This window comes from Legionella drozanskii LLAP-1 (assembly GCF_001467585.1).
GTDB classification, from domain to species: domain Bacteria; phylum Pseudomonadota; class Gammaproteobacteria; order Legionellales; family Legionellaceae; genus Tatlockia; species Tatlockia drozanskii.
This window is the reverse complement of record NZ_LNXY01000003.1, coordinates 287,893-307,773: the sequence shown is the minus strand read 5'-3', so window position 1 is coordinate 307,773 and position 19,881 is coordinate 287,893. Positions and strand designations below refer to the sequence as shown.

Here is a 19,881-nt window from a genome sequence, read left to right as displayed (position 1 = left end):
TTGTATAAAATTTGAAATGCTTGGGTGTTTGCTAGAAGTTTAAATAGAGCGAAGCCCATCAAGTAAGAACCTCTTGATAAACCTCGCATTTGTCTTGGGTGCTTCACATTACACTGTTTGCAGTGAAGGGGATTTTAGCCCGCTCTTGGTAAGAAAATACAAAAAGGCCCATCACAGCAAGGGCTAAAGTCAATGGAATTACGCTTAAACCATAAATGAAAGCACTTGATACATTAGGACCACCAAAGGTATTAATCAAAAGACCTATTGTGGTGTGAAAAGCGTAACCAAAGCTCATGATGATCATATTTGCAATGGCAGTGGTGATTCCAGCAACACTCTCTGGCAAATAGGTGGATGCTTTATAAATAGCCAAAATCTGATACGCACAACAAACACCAACCAAAATAAAACCAATTGCCATTGTATTGACAGTCAATTGTTGCGAAATTAAAGCGAGAAATACAAGCATCATAGCTATCCCTGCGCCTATAATAACCGCAAGATAGTTATTCGCTTTTTCTGCAATGAAACTAAGTACGGGTGCACCAAAACACATTCCGATAAAGATCATTGACGGTAAATAACTGGCAAGGGTTGGATCAAAACCATAAACATGTTTAATAAACGCTGAACCCCAGACATCAGCAAAGCCTTCCAAAGGTCCAACCATTAGACCTGATAAAAAGCATAAAGCAATGATTTGCCGATTCGTTAGTACGCGTTTGATATCCGCCATAATCGAGTTAGATTGATTAGACCTGTCTATCTCTGGCACGATGAAATAGGTGAGAACCGCTAATAAAACCCCAAAGACAGCAAAGATTTGCACAACGGTCTTATAGCCTAAAGTGCTGGAAAGATAGCTAACTGGTCCACCACCATAGATCGCTCCGATTAAACCTATAGTGACTGAAAAACTGAGCATCCGCGTAAAAAGTTGTTCTTTAAATGCCATGCGAATTATTTTGAAAGTACCTAAAATTGCCGCGGAAGACCCAACCCCAATTAAAGCACGGCCAATCATTGGATAGACCCATTGTTCAGCGAAAAGAATAGGTAAAAGACCAACGACAGTCAGCAAAATGCAGCCGGTCATTACTTTTTTGGGACCAAAACGATCAAGCATAATACCGATAGGCAAATGCATTAAAGAATAGCCTAGATAATAAATGCCCGAAAATTGACCAAATACAGCCGTGTCGATATGAAATTGCTGAATAAAATTATCTAGCATGATGTTAGGCATGACGCGTAAAATGTATTGATAAGCATAGAATAATGAAGCAATGATCCATATTCCCCATGCCGCAATGCGTGTAATTGATTTATTCATAAGTTATCACTTTCTGTTTTTTTTAAAAATTAACTCTAAAACTGTGTTTTTTTTAAAGAGTTAGGGAATTAAATTGTGGATGACAGATAGTACTCCGCTCAGCGGAGAAGATTGTTTAGAAGTGACATAATAAAATGTTCGCGAGTAGGCATCTTTGTTTTCTCACAAAGAATAAAAATCATTGGCGTAATAACCATAGTATGTTCATTGTAAAAATATGTCAATACTCAAAGAGTATGCTTCTGAAGTAAATCAAAATTATTCTATTAAATTTGACTTTATTATTGTCATAAATAGAAATAAAGCATAAATTATTTTTGCATTTTGTAAGTATATTTGTCAATTAAACGGGAAATTGTTATCATAAGCTAAGTCGGACTTCAGTTTTTCCCTCGTATCGGTCAAACTTCTTTTTCTGTGAGAATTATTATGGTCTCTAAAACAGCACTAACCGAACAATATGACAACATAAATGCTTTGTTAGATAATTTAGATGAATCCAAGACTTTTAAAGGCTCGCGTGAATTTATTATTGAGCGTTGTATAGAGCACGATATTGAATTATTTAATTTATGCGCACTGCCCACTTTTATTGGCAGAGATTTATTAAGTCGATTTATTATAATTATCTCAAGTCTTTTATTAGCGCAAAAAAATGCCCATAAAAATGAAGTTGCAATATGGACTTCCCATTTAAAAAAATGGCACGCTGAATTTAAAATGGAGCTTCAGCGCGCCCCAAACGACCGTGAAAACCATGCGAGCGCCTTTCTCTCTGTGGGAGATCAACAAGAAAGATCCGGCAAAGTCACCAGCGATACTTTATTAGCCCTTAATGACATGTTCTATCTTTTTAACGATGATAGTTTTATGTCTCCTGATATACTTAAATCCGACCCTTTCGAGCTGCCTAATTTTTCCGCCGAAGAATCGGATTTATCTAGTGCATTTTTGAAGGATGAAGGAGCAGCGGCTAGACTCCTGAGTGAAGGGATGGGCGAATTAGTTAAAGAATTAACGCAAGGCATTGAAAAATCAATTAGAGAGCTGATTAACCAAGAGAAGGATATCTATTTACCTATTGCACATCAGGGTCATTGGGTTAGCCTGGTTAGGGAGCAGGGCGTTTGGACTCTTTTTGATCCACAGCCCTTTAACGACAGAATAGCTCGTCAAAATTTTATCCGAATTAATTGCAGTATATTATTAACAAAGTATGACGATAATTTTAAGGAATTAGAATATACGAACGGAAAGCAGACCGCTTTTTATGATTGTGGTACTCATGTCGTTAATCATTGGCGAAAAACGGTTAATAATGATTATGTTGCGCTATCTCATGAGGAAATGCTTCGAGAAGTGGGAGCTAAACAAGGTGTCGAAATAGTAATTGTCCCTCCACCTCCCGTACCCAGCGCTTCTACATCGACATCTACCCGCCGTCAAGCATCGTTTAGACTCTCTGAAGACGGATCCTTCTATGAGAAGGAAAAAGGAAAAAGGAATGAGAAAGAGAAAGAGAAAGAGCGAGTTTATGATTCAGCATTTTGGGAAGAAAATGGTTTTTCGCGGCCTCATACTTTAGGTGGCTCAGATCTTTTAGGCTCATTTGAGCCTTTAGACCAGCCTGATCTTCTAGGTACTACTGCAGACAGTCAAGAACCGATAAGCTTTAGTTTGCGTTACCAAAGAAGAGACAAGGCGCGTAACCAAAGACTTAGTGCAGAGCCTGCTGCTTTAGTGCCAGGTGACGACCGTTCTTCCAATTCGTCCGTTCCTGTTGATTCCTATGAAACTGAGGATTATGAACCAGTCCCTGAGAAAACCAAGCAAATTAATAATCAAATCCTAAAGATAGAACAAGTTTTAAAAACGCTTAAAGAGAAAGAGACTGAGTATAGAAACTTTCGTCAATCGGCTAAAAGAGAAGACTTTGATACTGACAAAGAATTCAATGAATATATTGAGAAGTATGAAGATGCTGAGAATCATGCAAAAGAGTTACATGAGGGAGTTCATAAGGCATTAGAAGCCTTTAAACAAAGTTCAAAAGACCTTAATGACTATAATGATTTCAGGTACGATACGGATGTTTTAATTAAAACTCATAAATCCTCTCTTAGCACTCATCGTGATCTAAGCAATATTGTCCTTTGTAATGTTCTTCTGGGCCTAGTTTTAGGGCTTGGTGTTATTTATGGACTGATCATAGGGGCGACTCTCTTAACTTCAAAGAGGACGCCTTATTTATGGCGGACTGATGGGCTGAGAAAAGTGTATGATTTAGAAGATGTTGTCGAAGAAATGGAGTCACTCTGCCAGCCTGGATAAATCGAAAAGGTTTATCTAGGTACGGAGATTAATAACTCATTGGGCTTTAGGTTCGCATTGGGTTATTATTTTTTGGATTTCTTCTAATCCTAATTGCCGCATAGATTCTATATTAATCGTAGGAATTTTTTCCGTATCCCCATAAAAAGCAAGGGCTTTTTCGACAGAGTCTTCACGTAAAAGATGAATCATGGGATAGGGCGAACGGTTGGTATAATTCGAAACATCTTCAAATTCAACCTCTGCAAAACAATAATCAGGGTGAAACGTCGCCAATTGATAAATTCCTTCGTAGCCTTGTTCATACATGAGCGCCTCTGCTAAATCGACAAAATCTAAATAATGAAAAAAATCCTTAAACAAAGAAGGAAAAATGAGAAAAGTTGTTTCGACGCTAGGTTGATTGTCTAAGGAATGGATTTCTACCATGAATTCTTCAAGTGCTAACTCTATTTTTTTTGCATGACTAACCTGAAATTTCACTGCTCCTCTATTGATTTCACGTTTGGCAAAGGGACAAATATTTAATTTGATAATAAAAGAGTGAATCCAATTTTGCGTGTGTTGAATGATAAACTTATCGGACTGAGACATAACTAATTTTATTGGCGACAGATGGAGCCTATGTTAAGGCCATTTTAACTATAATAAAAGAGCATCCTATCAAGAAAGGAACAAAATGATCATTCAACGATTGAGCTTCTTCTTTTTTTTCTTAGGACTCTCTATCAGAGCTTTTTGCTTAACAGCAGGTTCGGTAGAAGGTGCACAATATTTTAAAGGCGAACCGTTCACTTTAAATCAGATGGCAAATAAAAACTTATTGCCGTCACCTTATCCGGTCTACGTGATAGAAAATAGAGGGGTTATTAACCACTTTTACCCCGGTGCAGTCAAGTTAATGTTACCAACAGACAACAGCTATACAGCAGCCCCGGGATGCTATATTGCTTGCTATTCGCATAAACCTGGCATTTATGCTGTCTCTCCAACAATCAATGTAATGGGACAAATTCGCGTTGAAGGATCCTATAATGCCCGCATTTGCCAACCAAAAGGATTCGAAAACATAGATATCAGTGCGGATAATTCTTTTAAGAGACTTTGCTCAAAAAAGCTAGACTCTTGTAAAAGTATCGAGTGTTGGGCGGGGGGTGATACGGGTGGTTGGTTTGGTATTCAATAGTTGTTTGAATCAACTTAGATCAGTAGTTTCGCTGGTGTTTTTTTATAGACAGCACTTATTTTTTCACCTGTCCAAACATAACTATAGTGAGCACTTTGAATGCAACGGTGAATGGTTTTGGGTTTGAAGAGAGCAAAGTTTCTGTCATTATCGCCTGCAGCCCGAACAGAATGGTACACCAAGCCTTCGGTTTCTCGCTGTTTGGCTTCAGCTCCCAAAGCTTGGCTTACTCTGTAATCAGTCAATGCGTAAAATGGATGTTCAGATTTTTTAAAACCTAATAAATCATATAAACTAGCACTGAACTCTGCGATCAAAGTTCGCATATCAATTTCTTGTGCAGGTTCATTGGTATAACTGAGAAATCGTTCACGATGATAAACTGTTTCAGCAATCGCAGTATTTAAGGATTCCGAAGCATAGTAAACTCCAAAATCCCCATTCGAAAATCGACTGCCATCCGGGTTAACATGAGTAAAAGCTGCCATAACATAGCCCGAGCCGGGTGCTGAATAGAGACGCTCCCCCTCAGGTACTAACGAAATTTCACCAATTTCATCTTGAATTCTGGGATTGGTCAGCACTTGTATTGCATACAAGTGCTCAAAATCTTCTGCGTCCGCCACGTCTTCAAATAAATGAATGGGAGGAAATTTAGAAGGAATGAGGCGATAGCATCGTTGGTTAGTAAAAATTCGTTTGTCTAATTCATTGCAAGAAGTCATTATGATTTGCCGCCTCGTTCTGCATTGAGGCGACTAGCAACAGCCCAAAGATCCACAACTCGTCCTTGTAACATAATGTCCATCGCCGATTTGCCATTAAAAAATGGCGCATAGTTAGGTTTTCTAACCCAGCCATACACTGAATCTGGATTCGAGAAAAGAATTCTTAGTGCAGCATGGATATTTAATAGATAGGATAATCTTTCAGTTAAATCCGGGCTTATAGAAGCTTTCTCAGGCATACTTTTATATTTAAATAAAGTAGAGCGCTTTAGTCCAAGTAAAGTTTGCATTTCTTCGGTGCTGCAACGCCATTTATGCAAAATATTAAGTACGGCTTTGAAGGCTGCATGAACTTGGTCAGTATTGATTTCTGTTGTTTTAGCGTGGATCATTATTGTTCTCCCGCTCTTTTCTGTAATCTAAATATAGACTAAAAAAATCAAAAAGTCTAGATCTAGACTGTACGGGAACTGTGTTACTTTTCCGTATAAAATTTAATTTCATCAATCATTGCATTAATTCTTGCTTGCAGATAGGCATCATTTTTAGCCAGAGTTTTGGCTTGTTTTAATTGACGAACCGCATCTCGGTGTCGCCCTTGCAACAATTGACATTGGGCCTGGGTAAAATAAGCATAACTTTTGCGATGAGAGGCTGCTTGAGCGCGAGCTAGTTCTTCACATAAAGGTAAATCTCGTTTAAATACTCTAGATCCTTTAAGTAAGACAGAGGCTGCACGTTCTGCCTGTCCTGCAGCCAATAATACTTGTGCATAAGCCATAAGTGCTGCATAGTTTTCAGGATAATTTGCCTGTAAAGCGCTTAATCTATTGAGTGCGGAGTTATATTGTTTAGTGCCTGTTTCCGCTAGTGCCATAGCAATTTGATAAAAAAGATTATCATGATCCTGGCTAAGCAAAGGACTTAAATGCGTTTCTGCTTGTTGAAATTGATTAATACTCATGAGACTAAGTGCATATCCGTATTCACAAATGGAATCATTTTTCTTTGGGCATTGATATCGATAATAATCAAGTAATTGCTTGCTATCATTAGTTACGGAGACGCGAATCAACTCTTTAAACAGACGATAATTTAAATTGTCAGGATACTGCTTTTTAGCAATGCGATCGCTGCGGTTCTCTGCCTCGGCAATACGATCATCATCCAAGGGGTGTGTCCGTAAGATTGCCGGAATATTTGCAGTATAATAATAACGCGAATTTTCCTGCATTTTTCTAAAAAAACTCGCCATAGCTCGCGGGTCTAAACCCGACTTAATGAGCATATTTATACCGATGCGATCGGCCTCTTTTTCATTTGCGCGAGTGAAATTAATACTGTCCTGAGCAAATCCACTCATTGTAGCCATCAATGCACCCGAACCTAGCGTAGGATTAATAACACCTAAAGCAATAGCAGCTAGCATAGAGGCTATCATTGGAATGCGCATCTGCTTTTGGTGTTCAATCATATTGTAGAGATGATGAAGACGGACGTGGGCAATTTCATGCGCCATTACTGCGGCAAGTTCGCTTTCGTTTTCAGTAGCAAGGATAAGTCGAGTATTAATGCCTATATATCCGCCAGGCCCCGCAAAGGCATTAATTTCATTCGATTTTACTATAAAAAAATAAGGAGTAGGGATGTGAGCGAAACGTGCTAATTGCTTGCCTAAATGGTTGATATATTGAGTTGCAAGTGGATTACGTTCTAGGCTATCAGATTGATTAATAAGTTGAACAAATTCTTTTTCTAACTCTTCAAGTTCACGCGTCGAATAGGGAGAAAATGAAAACGCATAAGGAGAGAAAATTTGCAAAATAATGAGCAAAAGCCCCATACTTTTTTTAAGAAACCATTGGCGTGGCAATAGGCTCATAATTAACTCAATTCGTTGTATCTTTTGTAAAAACTCTATCAGTATAACATAGACGCGTATTCGTATATATCCGATTGCTTAGGTAACAGAGTAACGCATATTTTGTTGAAAGCAAACTAAGGTATGTTGGCTCAAGGTGCGAAGTTTAGCTTGTCCATTAGTTGCATTCGCTGATAAAGCCCCTCTAGATTTATCAAAATTTAAAGTTTGCCTAAAAATTATTTTATTTACCTTGAGTTGTTGAGTAAGATAGCATTCTTGGATTACAGGCTACTCATAAATTGAATAATTTGTTATCATATTTGCATTTTAACCAGTGATTTAACTATGCACAAATACTTTATGCTGGCTGCTCTTGAACAAGCCTGGCTCGGACGAGGTAGTTGTGCACCAAATCCAAGTGTTGGCGCTATCGCTGTTCATAAGGGTGAAATTATAGCGCGGGCCTGGCATCAAGGGGCTGGAACGGCGCATGCGGAACAATTAGTCCTACAACAAATTCCAAGCGGTATGAAGGATGTGAGGCTATATGTGACCTTAGAGCCTTGTAATCATTGGGGAAGAACACCGCCATGTATTACAGCAATTATCCAATATGGAATTTCTCAAGTTGTTTATGGCTATAAAGATCCTAATCCACTTGTTGCTGCGAATAACACGACTGAGCTTTTGGAAGCAAAAGGAATTGAGGTATTGTATTATCCACTGGAAGAAATAGATGCTTTTTACCAAAGTTATCACCATTGGACCTTAACAAAAACACCTTGGGTTACTGCTAAATTGGCGCAATCTTTAGATGGTAAAATAGCTGGTATAAATGGGCGGCGTTGCTATTTATCGAATGCGGAATGTGCTGAGTTTACTCATCTGAATCGCTTGCATGCCGATGTGATTTTAACAACTGCCCAAACAATTAAGCTGGATGATCCCTTATTAAATGTGCGTTTGAAGGACAGAGAGGAAGCTAAGTTTTTGGCAATTATTGATAGTCGTTTATCCATCGATAGTAAGGCAAAACTATTTACTACAGCGAAACATTGTCATATCTATCATGATGAAGTGTACAAGGTAGATAATCCTTATCCAAATTGTTCTTATCATGCGGTGCCTAGTCAAAATGGTTTATTGGATTTAGCAAAGATAATTAATCATCTGGGCTACCTTGGATTTCATGATGTTTGGGTTGAGGCAGGTGGCCAACTTTTTTCAGCGATGCATCGCGAAAATTTAGTTAAGAGAACTTATCTTTATGTGGTTCCTACGCTTTTAGGTAATGAGGCAATCCCTGCATTTACAAATGAAGAAATTTTTAAGTATAAACCGAAAGTAACCTGGCAAATAAAAACCGACAACGTAATAGCATGCCTCGATTGGCAGGAGAATTGATGTTTACGGGAATAGTAGAACAGCAGGCGGTAGTTCTCGCTAATAGCCCAAGTAAGGGGGCGAATCGCTTAGAAATTAAATCGCCTTATCGGGATTTAATTATGGGTGAAAGCATTGCTGTCAATGGCGTATGTTTAACCTTAGTTCCAGAGCATGGTGAAAATCTTGTTTTCGATGTTTCCCCAGAAACTTTGAGTTTGACGACCTTGGGTCAATTAAGAGTAGGTGATAAAGTTAATTTAGAGCGTGCCATGCAGGCCACCGCACGCTTTGGTGGTCATTATGTCAGTGGCCATGTCGATACAACAGCCTGCCTTAAGGCAAGGAACCTATTAGGTGAGTTTGTAGAGCTTATCATTGGTGATTTTGCAGTATGTGCTAGCATGTACCTTTTGCCTAAGGGCAGCATTACTCTTGAAGGGGTAAGTTTGACAATTAATGCGGTAACTGAAGCTGATATTAAACTGATGCTAATTCCGCACACTTTGGCGCAGACAACATTAGGCCAATTAACAGTTGGTCAACGTTTAAATGTAGAGTTTGATTATTTGACCCGAATCGTTGCGCATCAGCTCAAGATTGCGGGACAGTTGAAAAATGAGGTTGAAATTGCATGACAAAGCCTTTTGCAACAATTGAGCAAGCGATTGCAGCATTAAAAGCTGGTCGCATGATCATATTATTAGATGATGAAGAACGCGAAAATGAAGGCGATTTAGTCATCGCTGCAGAATACACCACTCCCGAAGCGATCAATTTTATGGCTCGTTTTGGCAGAGGATTAATCTGTTTACCTATGGCAAGCCAATATATTGATAAATTAGATTTGCCTATGATGGCAAAAAACAATCGCTCGCCTTACGGTACTGCTTTTACAGTTTCAATAGAAGCTGCAAGCGGAGTATCAACGGGGATTTCGGCTCGAGATCGAGCGCACACCATTGCCGTAGCGATTTCTGCAGACAGTCAACCCAATGATCTCATATCTCCCGGACATGTTTTTCCTTTGCGGGCAAGAGATCAAGGGGTACTCGAGCGACCAGGCCAAACAGAGGGTTCTGTTGATTTAGCACGTCTTGCTGGTCTTAAACCGGCGGCAGTAATTTGTGAAATCATTAATGAAGATGGCACAATGAGTCGACGCGATGAGCTTGCTCTATTTTCGCAAGAACATAATTTACCCATGGTTACCATTAAGGATCTCATCGAATACCGTATTCGACATGAGAATTTAGTGGAAGAAGTAGCAACCACGCGGATTCCTTTGCATGATCACGGTGATTTTACGATGACGGTTTTCCACAATAAGCTGGATTCAGCCGAGCATTTTGCACTCATTAAAGAACCAAGGTATAAGAATCAAGTTCCCATGGTTCGCATTCATTCAGAATGCATAACCGGTGATGTTTTTGGATCTTGTAAATGTGATTGCGGCAAGCAATTACAACAATCTTTGGCTCAGATTGGCAAAGAAGGGGGTATTCTTGTTTATCTACGGCAAGAAGGGCGCGGGATAGGACTTGCTAATAAATTAAAGGCTTATGCTTTACAAGAAAAAGGTTACGATACGGTGGATGCTAATTTGCAATTAGGTTTTCCTGCCGATAGTCGTGATTACTCTGTGGCTTTTCAAATTTTAAAATATTTGGGGATCGAATCATTAAGACTTTTGACGAATAACCCTAAGAAAGTAGAATCTCTTGAAAAATATGGCTTGAAAGTCACTGAGCGGTTAGCCTTGTCGGTTCATCCTACCCCTGAAAATAGAGATTATTTAAAAACCAAGCAGCAAAAACTTGGGCATTTATTGGCGATAGAATAGAGCATTGGTCATGAGCAGTTCTCTGGACTGCTTATTGATGATTTAATTTGCTCGTATAGAGACGCTTTTATCCCGATATGGAAAAATCCATCAAACAGATGCAAGGGTATATTCATGACTTGAGCAAAGGTGTGATAGATGGAGTTGCTATTGATTGTGGCCAATAAGGGAACTCTAAATCCGCCTCGGGGATAATCAAGGTTCAAATGATTGATTGCCTTGACAGCTTCGATGGCTCGCATCCATTGTTGCACAGAGTCTTCTTCCTCATATACCGTGTGGTAAGCGTGGATGGGTAAGGCATACGTACCGACTGGTAAGCGATATTGATAAGCAAACTGGGGATCATAGACTATGCAATGCGCCCTTAAGCTATGATCGCTTCTATAACCAATTGGTACAACTTGACCACTCTTTCTCGAAGTCGCAAGCCCATGTAATTGCGCTATCATTTTATTCGTTTTAATTTCTCTTAAAACCCAAAAATCATGGGTAAAGCGGCCAAAAAAAAGAGGCAATTTAAACATTGCTGCTTGAATACAATATTCTGTCATAACTCTCCCAGTCAAATTAACTACAGCTTATTGCCAATCTATTATTCAGTATAGTTCTTAGTTGATTTAAATAGTCTAATATTAATGAAAGCGATAGAGAAACGAAACCACATGGAGACCTATTATGCCCAAAGAAGTGATAGAGGTGCCTGAGTTGCTTTCCTATGATAAATATGGATTTACTCAATGCGTTCGATATAACGATTTAATTTTCGTCACAGGGCAAGCTGGCGAAGATAAAAATGGCAATTTAGTGGGAAAGGATATTGAATCGCAAACACGCCAATTATTTAAAAACATAGAACATGCGCTCCGTGCAGCAAATTCTGATTTATCACAAGTTCTCGCCATGACCTCTTATATCGTTGATATGGAAAAAAATGGCTTGGCGTATTTTACCACTCGAAAACAATGCATGCCGGTTTCGTCTTATACAAGCACCTCCGTGGGTGTTGCGGCATTAGCAAATCCCGGTCTGCTGATTGAAGTCACTTGCATTGCAGCCTTAGCGAGATAGACAGTTTACTATTAGTGAGCTTAGGTTAGAAGTAGGGGGTATTTTTTACAAAAATCTTTCCAGCTATACCATTCAATTTTGTCTGTTAGACAGTGTTCATCTGCGACTTCTTTTTGTATTGGTAACCCCAAAGCGGCTGCATCAAAGGCTGTTTGTGAGGGATGTACTATCCATTGCGCTTTTTGTTTTTGATATTTCTCAATTAGTAAGCGAGCACAATAATAACTATTAGAAAATAATCCCGGCCAGATATAATCGAAATTATCAAAATTTAAATTATCGGTATAATAATCATTTAACTTTTTGAAATCATTAATAGTTTTAAATTCTTCACTATCAATAGGATAATCAATCTTAGGGCCTGTATAGTAACCAAATTCAAAATTACCGCTTTCAAGCTTTAACTTAGGGTATAGAGCTTTCAATTGGGTAATACATCGTTTGACTAAGAGTGGATCATCAGCTAATTCTTCGTCTAAGGGCACGGAGCTTCGGGTTACTTCTAACCCTTTGAGATAACTCATAATAGTGTAGACCTCTCCCTTACTCTTTCTTGAAGCCATTGTGATATCGTAGGGTAGGTAAGCACCTGTGAGAATAGGCGTATTACCTTTAAAGACCAACATTGGAATGAGTCTGACACTATTTTGGGGACAGACACCTTTCAATTGATTATCTTTATACAGATTTTCTAAAAGAGCTTGTGTGTTTCTGCCGGTACAAAGGAAATACTGCTTAGCTGTAAATTCAATCGGTCCTTCTTGAGTCTCTATTTCTACCTTTTTAATCGCGGTGTTAGATTCATTACAAATTAATTTGCGCAAGGAACCGTGAATTAATTGATTGTAATTATTTTTAGCGAGTGCTGTGATAATCCCATGCCCATTAATATGACCTTCAGTAACAGTGAATAATTTTTCATTTGCCCTGAGTCTATAGCCTAGACGCACTAAATCAGAAGGTGGTTCTTTTACCTCCTGATAGGCTAAGTCTCTTAATTGCCAGGATTGGAGTAATAATTGCGCATCTGATTCATTGGCAAGTGCATAGGTTTGATCAATTGATCCGCATTCTCTGCCATGAAGTTTGAAAAATTTATCCCACCATCCATTACTTTCAATTGTCGCATCAAGGCTATTAAAACAGCCTCTGTTGTAGTAGCCATGACTGTGTGTTGTTTCACCTTCACCCAATTGTTTATCAGTAACCAAAGCAAGCGATTGAACACCTATTTGTTTGAGAAGATAAAAAAGAACAAAACCTTGGACTCCACCACCAATAATTAAGCAATCACAGGTAAATTTTTTCATATATTCTCCAACTTGATCCTACCCGTGGATTTGAATTTTCATTAAATCTTTATTTTTACTTTTCATATTTTTAATAAGTTAACTGCATGGGTTGTTTATATATATCTATAGTATAAATTTTACACTATTGATAAGTAAAAATTATGAAGAAAAAATAAATAAATTCATTGATTGGTATTATCCAGACATGAAAAACGAATTAGATAAAACGAGCTCTGAACTCGCTCATTTTACAAAATACCATTGAACGAACATTATTATGAGTCAACGGAGTGAAATCCTTGATTTCGCTTCGCTACATTAAGGCTACGATGTACGCTGCTCGATTCCGTGGAACCTAGAGGTTCTTACAATACTCAACAATTTAAGTATTAATTTTCCTCCAATTTTGTTAAAATTAAATCCCGTTCACATGCGTTGCTTTTTTTTTACCGCTTGGCGGCGGTTTAGCATTTCAAACGGGACTCATTTATGACGAATTATATTTTTATCACTGGCGGAGTGGTCTCTTCGCTAGGTAAAGGCATTGCTTCTGCCTCCCTTGCTGCAATCTTAGAAGCGCGAGGTTTGCGCGTCACTCTAATTAAACTCGATCCTTACATTAATGTCGATCCTGGTACAATGAGCCCTTTTCAACATGGTGAAGTGTTTGTTACACATGATGGAGCGGAGACAGATCTTGATCTTGGTCACTACGAACGTTTTGTTCGTACAACCATGACTAAACGGAATAATTTTACCTCGGGTAAGATTTATGAAACCGTAATTAAGAAAGAACGTCGCGGAGATTATTTAGGGGGCACAGTCCAAGTTATTCCGCATATCACGAATGAAATTAAGCGTTCGATTAAGCAGGGTGCCGATGGATATGATGTCGCAATGATTGAGATTGGTGGCACGGTGGGTGACATTGAATCATTGCCTTTCCTTGAAGCCATTCGTCAAATGCGCATTGAGTTTGGTGTTCAACGTTCTTTGTTTATTCATTTAACCTTAGTTCCTTATATCGCGACTTCGGGTGAAACTAAAACCAAGCCTACGCAACATTCTGTAAAAGAATTACGCTCGATCGGTATTCAGCCCGATATCCTAATTTGTCGCTCAGAAAAACCTTTATCCTTGGGTGATAGAGCTAAAATTGCTTTATTCACTAACGTAGAGAAAGAGGGCGTTATTCCTCTAGAAGATGCAAAGAGTATTTACCAAATCCCTATGATTCTTCATGAACAGGGATTGGATGAAATTGTAGTGAAAAAATTAGGATTAAATTTAAAACCTGCTGATCTGAGTGAATGGCAACAGGTGGTTGATGCGCAAGCAATCCAAACAATGACGATAAAGGTAGGCATGGTAGGTAAATATACCGAATTAAATGATGCCTATAAGTCAATTAACGAGGCCTTGATTCATGGCGGAATTCATAGCCAAACTAAGGTTGAAATTGTTTACATCGATGCTGAGCTAATTGAAAAACATGGCGTAGAGTTACTGGGATCTATTGATGCACTATTAATACCCGGCGGTTTTGGTGAGCGTGGAATTGAGGGTAAAATTAGAGCCATTCAGCATGCGCGCGAAAATAAAATTCCTTTCTTAGGGATTTGCCTAGGTATGCAAACTGCAGTCATTGAGTTTGCCCGCAATGTGGTTGGGCTAACTGGTGCAAACTCGACTGAATTTGATAAAACAACACCTTATCCGGTCATTGCATTGATTAGCGAATGGTTGGAAGAGGATGGTAGCGTTAACTTACGCGATGAAAATTCAGACCTCGGCGGCACCATGCGTTTAGGCGGGCAACTTTGCCGAGTCGATAAAGATTCCTTGGCCTATAAAATTTACAACAACACTGAGATTGTTGAGCGTCATCGCCACCGCTATGAAGTGAATAATCACTTCCTAGAGGCTTTAGTGGAACATGGTTTGGTGCTTTCTGGGCGTTCCTCAGATAACACTTTAGTTGAAATGGTTGAGCTTCAGGATCATCCTTGGTTTATCGCTTGTCAGTTTCATCCTGAGTTTACTTCTACTCCGCGTGATGGCCATCCCTTATTTAAACAATTCGTTATAGCTGCGCGTGAGTATCATCAAAAAAAGGATAAATCATGAAGTTATGTGGTTTTGAAGTTGGAATCGAATCCCCGTTATTTTTAATTGCAGGGCCTTGCGTCATTGAAAGCGAGACTTTGGCTATTGAAACGGCAGGATATCTTAAAGAAATTTGTTCACAGCTCAAATTGCCTTTTATCTATAAGTCTTCATTCGATAAAGCGAATCGCTCATCCATTAATAGTTATCGTGGTCCTGGTTTCGAAAAGGGGTTGACTATTTTAGAGAAAGTGAGGTCGCAAGTGGGTGTCCCGGTATTAACCGATGTGCATGAAGATACCCCTTTATTAGAAGTCGCTTCGGTGGTTGACGTACTGCAAACGCCTGCATTTTTATGTCGTCAAACCAATTTTATTCAGCGAGTTGCAGCAATGAATAAGCCGGTTAACATTAAAAAAGGCCAATTCTTAGCGCCTTGGGATATGAAGCATGTGGTGGCCAAAGCAAAAGCTTGTGGCAATGAGCAAATCATGGTTTGTGAGCGAGGGGTAAGTTTTGGCTACAACAATTTAGTTTCCGATATGCGTTCTTTGCAGATCATGCGCGAAACTGAATGCCCAGTGATTTACGATGCAACACACTCTGTGCAACTACCTGGCGGCAATAACGGCGTTTCTGGCGGACAGCGTGAGTTTGTCCCTGCTTTAGCAAGAGCAGCAGTTGCTACAGGAATAGCAGGTATCTTTATGGAAACCCATCCGCAACCAGAAAAAGCGCTGAGCGATGGACCCAATAGTTGGCCTTTGGCGCAGATGAAACCATTGTTAGAAAGTTTAATGGCGATTGATAAAGTGTTTAAAACAAGTATGCTTTTTTAAGCAGCTTATTGAGCCTTGTAGGTTGGGCCTTGGCCTGAGGTATCGTCACTTTTTTTTGAATAATATTTCGAGCCAAATCCAGTGTTTTACTGAACCGTTCAGCCTGAGGAGGAGCGCCAGCGACGTCTCGAAGGCCTGTCCTGAGGCACTCGAAGGGTGCGGCTTTGCACCAAGGCTTCGAGACAGCGCTACGCGCTTCCTCAGCCCGAACGTAGCTACTGATTGGAGCAACACCTATTTTTGTTCAAAAAAAAGTGATGATACCCCAGGGCCTTGGCCAACATTCCTTTACGTCCTAAATTCGACTAAGACCCAACCCACATTAATGTGAATTAATATCAATCAGCTTGAGCCAATGAATTTATTCTAGAAAGATTAGGTAATACTTGATGAATGGAAGATTGAGGAAAAGATTTTTTGGCGGAGAGGCAGGGATTCGAACCCTGGGAAGGTTGCCCTTCAACGGTTTTCAAGACCGCCGCTTTCGACCGCTCAGCCACCTCTCCGACAGAGCTGAATACTATCTCAAGGTTTCATTCTTTGCAAATAATTTTTATTAGAAATTTATCCTTAGCTTTTTATTAGCAAAATTTTAACGGATGAGTATAATGAGCGGCATTTGCAAATAGTTGTTTGGCCATGGGTGTTGATATGAAACGAATTCAAATGCTAGTCCTATCGGGTTTTTTGCTTTCTCTAACGGCATGCAATAGTTGGTGGAGTAAAAATGATGATGATAACAGCCCATACCAGGGGGTACCTGCTAAGCAGTTATTTACTGAAGCAGAGCAGTCTATGTCAAAAGGACAATATGATAGTGCAGCAAAGCGCTTAGAAGCTTTGGAGTCTTTGTATCCTTTCAGTGATTTTGCTGAGAAGGCACAAATGGATTTAATTTATGCTTATTACAAAAAAGGTGATTACCCTTCGTCAGCGGCAACAGCGGAGCGATTTATCCATCTTTATCCGCGAGCTAAGAATGTAGATTATGCTTATTACATGAAAGGGTTAGCAAATTTCCAACAAACTCGGGGTACCATGGCAAGTAGTTTACCTATCGATGAGTCTTGGCGTGATCCAGGTTCGCAATCGCAGGCTTATTCTGATTTCGCCACGCTAGTGCAAAAATTCCCAGATAGTCGATATAAGCCCAATGCATTACAGCGTATGATTTACTTACGCAACATGTTTGCTAAGCGTGAACTTAATACTTCTAAATATTATTATGATCGTAAAATGTATGTGGCTGCAGTCGAACGGGCAAGTTTCTTGATTGAGAATTACCCACAGGCTCCAAGTGCTCGAGAAGCGTTAGCAATTCTATACAGCGCCAACAATATTCTAGGGTTGAAAAAAGCCGCTGACGACGCTTTAAAAGTTTATCAAGCCACTTATCATAGTTATCCACCTAGTGTCTCTGTGTCATAAAGGATTAATAGTGGTGTTGAACCAGCAACGAAAATTAATTCGTTGTATTAGTAAAGGGCTTTTCGTCGATTGACTGACGTAGAGTTGGTGCTCGGGTGTAGGTTGGGCCAAGGCCCAACATTCCCACTGAAGTGAACTAAGGATTTTTTGGTTTGAGGCCAACAAATTTGTTGGGCCAAGGCTCATAACGTTTTAATGCCTTCTTCTAAGCGGGAGAAAGCGCTTCTTCCTCCAGTACTTTCGTCTCTTTCTGCTCTGCACTCAAGCCGGCGAGTAAATCATTGGTTAGACCACGCAACTCTCCGCATAGCAGAGTAAGTTCGGCATCTCGTTGCTGATATTCTTCTTCGAGTTCACGAATTTCATTAAATTCATCGATTAAATACTCGAGGCTTTTTAAGCGCTTGAAAGTCAGATCGTGAGTGAGAGTAAATTGAATACGCTCATTCCAAATGAGTGAAACTTCGGCTGCGGCTAGACCTTGGGATAAAAGAGTTAATATCTCTTCGGCAGGGAGCTCATAACCTTTACAATTGACTCTTTTCTTATCGTCATCGAGAGAAAACAATAGGCAATCGGAGGCGAGTTGAAAATTGGGTGGCAGAAGGGAGGGATCACTCAGCCATTGTGCAAATCTCAGAGCTAGATTCTCATTGCAGGCAAGAGGCTCGATTTGGATTCCAGGAATTGATTTTCGCAATAAAGAGGTAAGCTGCGATGCTTGATTATTACTGGAAGCGTTAACGATTAAGCGCTTGGTCATACTATCTAATAAAGCAGGTAATCGTTTTTGTACACAAAACGATTTTGGTAAAAGTTCAAACTCTAGATCTTCGGCCATTTGAGCTTTCTCGGCTCGTTTAACGGTTCTTCCTTGTTGTGCTTCAATAGTTTGGATACGTTCGGCAAGCAAGCGTTTGATAACCCCGCTTGGTAGAATTTTCTCTTCTTTTCCAAGGCAAATTAAAGAACAACCGGCGACTTCTTGTATTAACTCATCCGCATAAGCAGGCAGCCAGCCGTAAATGAATCTTGCATGAGGCGGGCAGGGTTTGAGTTTTTCTTCGGCGAGTAATTGACTAAAATCGACCGATTCGTTGAGTTCATATTGATAAATAAGTGCATTGTTAAACCACATGTTTCATCCTTTTTTTAAAAAACAGATGCTAACATGTTTCTTATAGGGTTGCGATTGCTTAAGAAAGATGAATATTTTTGCGTTCTGGTGTAGATTAGCCAACTTTGTGCTTGAGAAAAACTAAAATTATGAAGGCCGCTGTCTATTTACATAAAACCAAACAGAATGCTGTCCGACGAGGGCATCCTTGGATTTTTCCAAAAGCAATTACTAAAACCTCCGGGAAATTGGTGACCGGTGCATTAGTGGATATTTTTGATGCCGAAGGAACGCTACTTGGAGTTGGAGTTTTTAATGAGCATTCGCTTTATCGTGTTCGTGTTTTAGCTTTACAGCATGAAACAATGGTTAGTAAGCCGCTCTCAACCATTGTTGCTCACCGCTTAAATCAAGCTTTAAGGATTAGACAGGCTTTGAACCTTCCTAATGAAAGCACGACTGCTTATCGTTTGTTTAATAGTGAAGCCGATGGTTTATCTGGCTTAACTATCGATCGCTTTAATCAGTTTTCAGTGGTTGCGAGTTCTGCCTATTGGGTAGAAGCAAACAAGACGATGATTCAGCAAGCTGTTCAGGATCTATTACCCCACGAAGAAATTATTTGGTTACCGCAAGTGAAGCCGCTTGCCCAGGATGGTTGGAAAAAAGAGGCAGAGCCTGTTGCCGCCAGGAATGCGCAAGTATGCGAAGCAGGGATTATATATCAAGTTGATTTCTCCCAGGCTCAGAAAACGGGATTATTTCTTGATCAGCGCGAAAATCATCAACGCATTGCTGCCCTCGCGAAAGGGAAACGAGTATTGGACCTTTATTCCTATACCGGCGGTTTTGCCTTACATGCGGCTAAAGCAGGGGCGAGTAAAATTACTGCAGTCGATAGCTCAGCGCATGCAATTGCACAGGCCAAGGAAAATGCTCAATTAAATCAGCTCAAAAATATCGAATTTATTGAGGCAGATGCACGCGATTATTTAACTCAGGCCGGTGATTATGATTTGGTTATTCTCGATCCGCCTAAATTAGTTCCGTCTCAGCAACATTTAGAGCGCGCTAAAAATTATTATCGTTTTTTACATCGGGAAGTGTTTAAAGCGATGGAGCCTGGTAGTTTATTGATGACTTGTAATTGCTCATCTGCTTTAAGCGCACAAGAATTTTGTCTATTAGTAAGTAGCCAAGCTGCAGCGGCAGGAAAACAAGCACGATTATTGGGTACTTTTGGACCAGCAAGCTGCCATCCAACCTTGGCGACTTTTCCTGAGGGTAATTATTTGACTGCGGTATTGTTGGCGGTGGTTTGAGTGGGTAGGTGAGACTCTTAAAAATTGTCACTTTT

Annotated in this window: 18 protein-coding genes and 1 tRNA gene; 10 read left to right on the top strand and 9 right to left on the bottom strand. The window is 39.7% G+C overall.

Features of this window, described 5'->3' with window-relative positions; all coding sequences use genetic code 11:
* Positions 1–103 precede the first annotated feature (103 nt).
* The gene (locus Ldro_RS02490; RefSeq protein WP_058494844.1) at positions 104–1,336 is read right to left on the bottom strand and encodes an MFS transporter; all 1,233 of its coding nucleotides are present in this window, start codon (positions 1,334–1,336) and stop codon (positions 104–106) included.
* Between the two features lie 429 nt (positions 1,337–1,765).
* On the opposite strand from Ldro_RS02490, the gene Ldro_RS02485 reads away from it, so the two are divergent.
* Positions 1,766–3,667, top strand: coding sequence for a hypothetical protein (locus Ldro_RS02485; protein WP_058494843.1), 1,902 nt, complete (start codon positions 1,766–1,768; stop codon positions 3,665–3,667).
* A gap of 36 nt (positions 3,668–3,703) precedes the next feature.
* On the opposite strand, the gene Ldro_RS02480 is transcribed toward Ldro_RS02485, so the two are convergent.
* Positions 3,704–4,261, bottom strand: a complete 558-nt coding sequence (locus tag Ldro_RS02480) for a DUF1415 domain-containing protein (RefSeq protein WP_058494842.1) — start codon at positions 4,259–4,261, stop codon at positions 3,704–3,706.
* A gap of 85 nt (positions 4,262–4,346) precedes the next feature.
* On the opposite strand from Ldro_RS02480, the gene Ldro_RS02475 reads away from it, so the two are divergent.
* Positions 4,347–4,853, top strand: coding sequence for a hypothetical protein (locus Ldro_RS02475; protein WP_202972519.1), 507 nt, complete (start codon positions 4,347–4,349; stop codon positions 4,851–4,853).
* A gap of 14 nt (positions 4,854–4,867) precedes the next feature.
* On the opposite strand, the gene Ldro_RS02470 is transcribed toward Ldro_RS02475, so the two are convergent.
* The 3 genes from Ldro_RS02470 to Ldro_RS02460 all read right to left on the bottom strand — a co-directional run bounded on the left by Ldro_RS02470 (position 4,868) and on the right by Ldro_RS02460 (position 7,424).
* Positions 4,868–5,578 carry an RES family NAD+ phosphorylase gene (locus Ldro_RS02470; RefSeq protein ID WP_058494841.1) on the bottom strand — a complete coding sequence of 237 codons (711 nt, stop codon included), beginning with the start codon at positions 5,576–5,578 and terminating at the stop codon, positions 4,868–4,870.
* On the bottom strand, positions 5,578–5,973 hold the full coding sequence (locus tag Ldro_RS02465; protein ID WP_058494840.1) for an MbcA/ParS/Xre antitoxin family protein: 396 nt from the start codon (positions 5,971–5,973) through the stop codon (positions 5,578–5,580). The genes Ldro_RS02470 and Ldro_RS02465 overlap by 1 nt, the downstream gene beginning before the upstream one ends.
* Before the next feature lie 83 nt (positions 5,974–6,056).
* Complete coding sequence (locus Ldro_RS02460; protein ID WP_238583945.1) at positions 6,057–7,424, bottom strand: M48 family metalloprotease; 1,368 nt, start codon at positions 7,422–7,424, stop codon at positions 6,057–6,059.
* Between the two features lie 366 nt (positions 7,425–7,790).
* Here Ldro_RS02460 and ribD point away from each other — a divergent pair, with 366 nt between their 5' ends.
* The 3 genes from ribD to Ldro_RS02445 are packed head-to-tail and all read left to right on the top strand — an operon-like array spanning position 7,791 to position 10,671.
* Positions 7,791–8,849, top strand: a complete 1,059-nt coding sequence (gene ribD / locus Ldro_RS02455; RefSeq protein WP_058494838.1) for a bifunctional diaminohydroxyphosphoribosylaminopyrimidine deaminase/5-amino-6-(5-phosphoribosylamino)uracil reductase RibD — start codon at positions 7,791–7,793, stop codon at positions 8,847–8,849.
* Positions 8,849–9,466 (top strand): riboflavin synthase, encoded by a 618-nt coding sequence (locus tag Ldro_RS02450; RefSeq protein WP_058494837.1) that lies wholly within the window; start codon positions 8,849–8,851, stop codon positions 9,464–9,466. The genes ribD and Ldro_RS02450 overlap by 1 nt, the downstream gene beginning before the upstream one ends.
* The gene (locus Ldro_RS02445) at positions 9,463–10,671 is read left to right on the top strand and encodes a bifunctional 3,4-dihydroxy-2-butanone-4-phosphate synthase/GTP cyclohydrolase II (protein ID WP_058494836.1); all 1,209 of its coding nucleotides are present in this window, start codon (positions 9,463–9,465) and stop codon (positions 10,669–10,671) included. Before Ldro_RS02450 ends, Ldro_RS02445 begins: the two co-directional genes overlap by 4 nt.
* A gap of 8 nt (positions 10,672–10,679) precedes the next feature.
* Here Ldro_RS02445 and Ldro_RS02440 read toward each other — a convergent pair whose 3' ends face one another.
* On the bottom strand, positions 10,680–11,225 hold the full coding sequence (locus Ldro_RS02440) for a hypothetical protein (RefSeq protein WP_058494835.1): 546 nt from the start codon (positions 11,223–11,225) through the stop codon (positions 10,680–10,682).
* 124 nt (positions 11,226–11,349) lie between these two features.
* On the opposite strand from Ldro_RS02440, the gene Ldro_RS02435 reads away from it, so the two are divergent.
* Entirely contained in the window at positions 11,350–11,742 is a 393-nt protein-coding gene (locus tag Ldro_RS02435) for a RidA family protein (RefSeq protein ID WP_058494834.1), read from the top strand.
* 20 nt (positions 11,743–11,762) lie between these two features.
* Here the strand turns inward: Ldro_RS02435 and Ldro_RS02430 are convergent, their stop codons facing one another.
* The gene (locus Ldro_RS02430) at positions 11,763–13,052 is read right to left on the bottom strand and encodes an FAD-dependent oxidoreductase (RefSeq protein ID WP_058494833.1); all 1,290 of its coding nucleotides are present in this window, start codon (positions 13,050–13,052) and stop codon (positions 11,763–11,765) included.
* A gap of 471 nt (positions 13,053–13,523) precedes the next feature.
* Between Ldro_RS02430 and Ldro_RS02425 the strand changes: the two genes are divergently transcribed.
* Together Ldro_RS02425 and kdsA are read left to right on the top strand one after the other, a co-directional pair.
* A complete protein-coding gene (locus Ldro_RS02425; RefSeq protein WP_058494832.1) occupies positions 13,524–15,161 on the top strand; it encodes a CTP synthase in 1,638 nt (545 codons plus the stop codon).
* Positions 15,158–15,979, top strand: coding sequence for a 3-deoxy-8-phosphooctulonate synthase (gene kdsA, locus Ldro_RS02420; RefSeq protein ID WP_058494831.1), 822 nt, complete (start codon positions 15,158–15,160; stop codon positions 15,977–15,979). Before Ldro_RS02425 ends, kdsA begins: the two co-directional genes overlap by 4 nt.
* A 418-nt stretch (positions 15,980–16,397) precedes the next feature.
* On the opposite strand, the gene Ldro_RS02415 is transcribed toward kdsA, so the two are convergent.
* A tRNA-Ser gene (locus Ldro_RS02415) sits at positions 16,398–16,485 on the bottom strand.
* Between the two features lie 145 nt (positions 16,486–16,630).
* Here Ldro_RS02415 and Ldro_RS02410 point away from each other — a divergent pair.
* The gene (locus Ldro_RS02410; protein ID WP_058494909.1) at positions 16,631–17,407 is read left to right on the top strand and encodes an outer membrane protein assembly factor BamD; all 777 of its coding nucleotides are present in this window, start codon (positions 16,631–16,633) and stop codon (positions 17,405–17,407) included.
* A gap of 205 nt (positions 17,408–17,612) precedes the next feature.
* Here the strand turns inward: Ldro_RS02410 and Ldro_RS02400 are convergent, their stop codons facing one another.
* Positions 17,613–18,545, bottom strand: coding sequence for a recombination-associated protein RdgC (locus tag Ldro_RS02400; RefSeq protein WP_058494829.1), 933 nt, complete (start codon positions 18,543–18,545; stop codon positions 17,613–17,615).
* Positions 18,546–18,673: 128 nt separating this feature from the next.
* Between Ldro_RS02400 and Ldro_RS02395 the strand changes: the two genes are divergently transcribed.
* Positions 18,674–19,846 (top strand): class I SAM-dependent rRNA methyltransferase, encoded by a 1,173-nt coding sequence (locus Ldro_RS02395; protein WP_058494828.1) that lies wholly within the window; start codon positions 18,674–18,676, stop codon positions 19,844–19,846.
* The last annotated feature ends 35 nt before the right edge of the window (positions 19,847–19,881 follow it).

What these genes read in the sequence shown, in the direction of transcription:
- Ldro_RS02480 (WP_058494842.1), bottom strand. Translation starts at nt 4,261, where the DNA reads ATGTCTCAGTCCGATAAGTTTATCATTCAACACACGCAAAATTGGATT.
- Ldro_RS02445 (WP_058494836.1), top strand. Translation starts at nt 9,463, where the DNA reads ATGACAAAGCCTTTTGCAACAATTGAGCAAGCGATTGCAGCATTAAAA.
- kdsA (WP_058494831.1), top strand. Translation starts at nt 15,158, where the DNA reads ATGAAGTTATGTGGTTTTGAAGTTGGAATCGAATCCCCGTTATTTTTA.
- Ldro_RS02440 (WP_058494835.1), bottom strand. Translation starts at nt 11,225, where the DNA reads ATGACAGAATATTGTATTCAAGCAGCAATGTTTAAATTGCCTCTTTTT.
- Ldro_RS02460 (WP_238583945.1), bottom strand. Translation starts at nt 7,424, where the DNA reads ATGGGGCTTTTGCTCATTATTTTGCAAATTTTCTCTCCTTATGCGTTT.
- ribD (WP_058494838.1), top strand. Translation starts at nt 7,791, where the DNA reads ATGCACAAATACTTTATGCTGGCTGCTCTTGAACAAGCCTGGCTCGGA.
- Ldro_RS02490 (WP_058494844.1), bottom strand. Translation starts at nt 1,336, where the DNA reads ATGAATAAATCAATTACACGCATTGCGGCATGGGGAATATGGATCATT.
- Ldro_RS02470 (WP_058494841.1), bottom strand. Translation starts at nt 5,578, where the DNA reads ATGACTTCTTGCAATGAATTAGACAAACGAATTTTTACTAACCAACGA.
- Ldro_RS02450 (WP_058494837.1), top strand. Translation starts at nt 8,849, where the DNA reads ATGTTTACGGGAATAGTAGAACAGCAGGCGGTAGTTCTCGCTAATAGC.
- Ldro_RS02395 (WP_058494828.1), top strand. Translation starts at nt 18,674, where the DNA reads ATGAAGGCCGCTGTCTATTTACATAAAACCAAACAGAATGCTGTCCGA.
- Ldro_RS02435 (WP_058494834.1), top strand. Translation starts at nt 11,350, where the DNA reads ATGCCCAAAGAAGTGATAGAGGTGCCTGAGTTGCTTTCCTATGATAAA.
- Ldro_RS02430 (WP_058494833.1), bottom strand. Translation starts at nt 13,052, where the DNA reads ATGAAAAAATTTACCTGTGATTGCTTAATTATTGGTGGTGGAGTCCAA.
- Ldro_RS02465 (WP_058494840.1), bottom strand. Translation starts at nt 5,973, where the DNA reads ATGATCCACGCTAAAACAACAGAAATCAATACTGACCAAGTTCATGCA.
- Ldro_RS02425 (WP_058494832.1), top strand. Translation starts at nt 13,524, where the DNA reads ATGACGAATTATATTTTTATCACTGGCGGAGTGGTCTCTTCGCTAGGT.
- Ldro_RS02485 (WP_058494843.1), top strand. Translation starts at nt 1,766, where the DNA reads ATGGTCTCTAAAACAGCACTAACCGAACAATATGACAACATAAATGCT.
- Ldro_RS02475 (WP_202972519.1), top strand. Translation starts at nt 4,347, where the DNA reads ATGATCATTCAACGATTGAGCTTCTTCTTTTTTTTCTTAGGACTCTCT.
- Ldro_RS02410 (WP_058494909.1), top strand. Translation starts at nt 16,631, where the DNA reads ATGAAACGAATTCAAATGCTAGTCCTATCGGGTTTTTTGCTTTCTCTA.
- Ldro_RS02400 (WP_058494829.1), bottom strand. Translation starts at nt 18,545, where the DNA reads ATGTGGTTTAACAATGCACTTATTTATCAATATGAACTCAACGAATCG.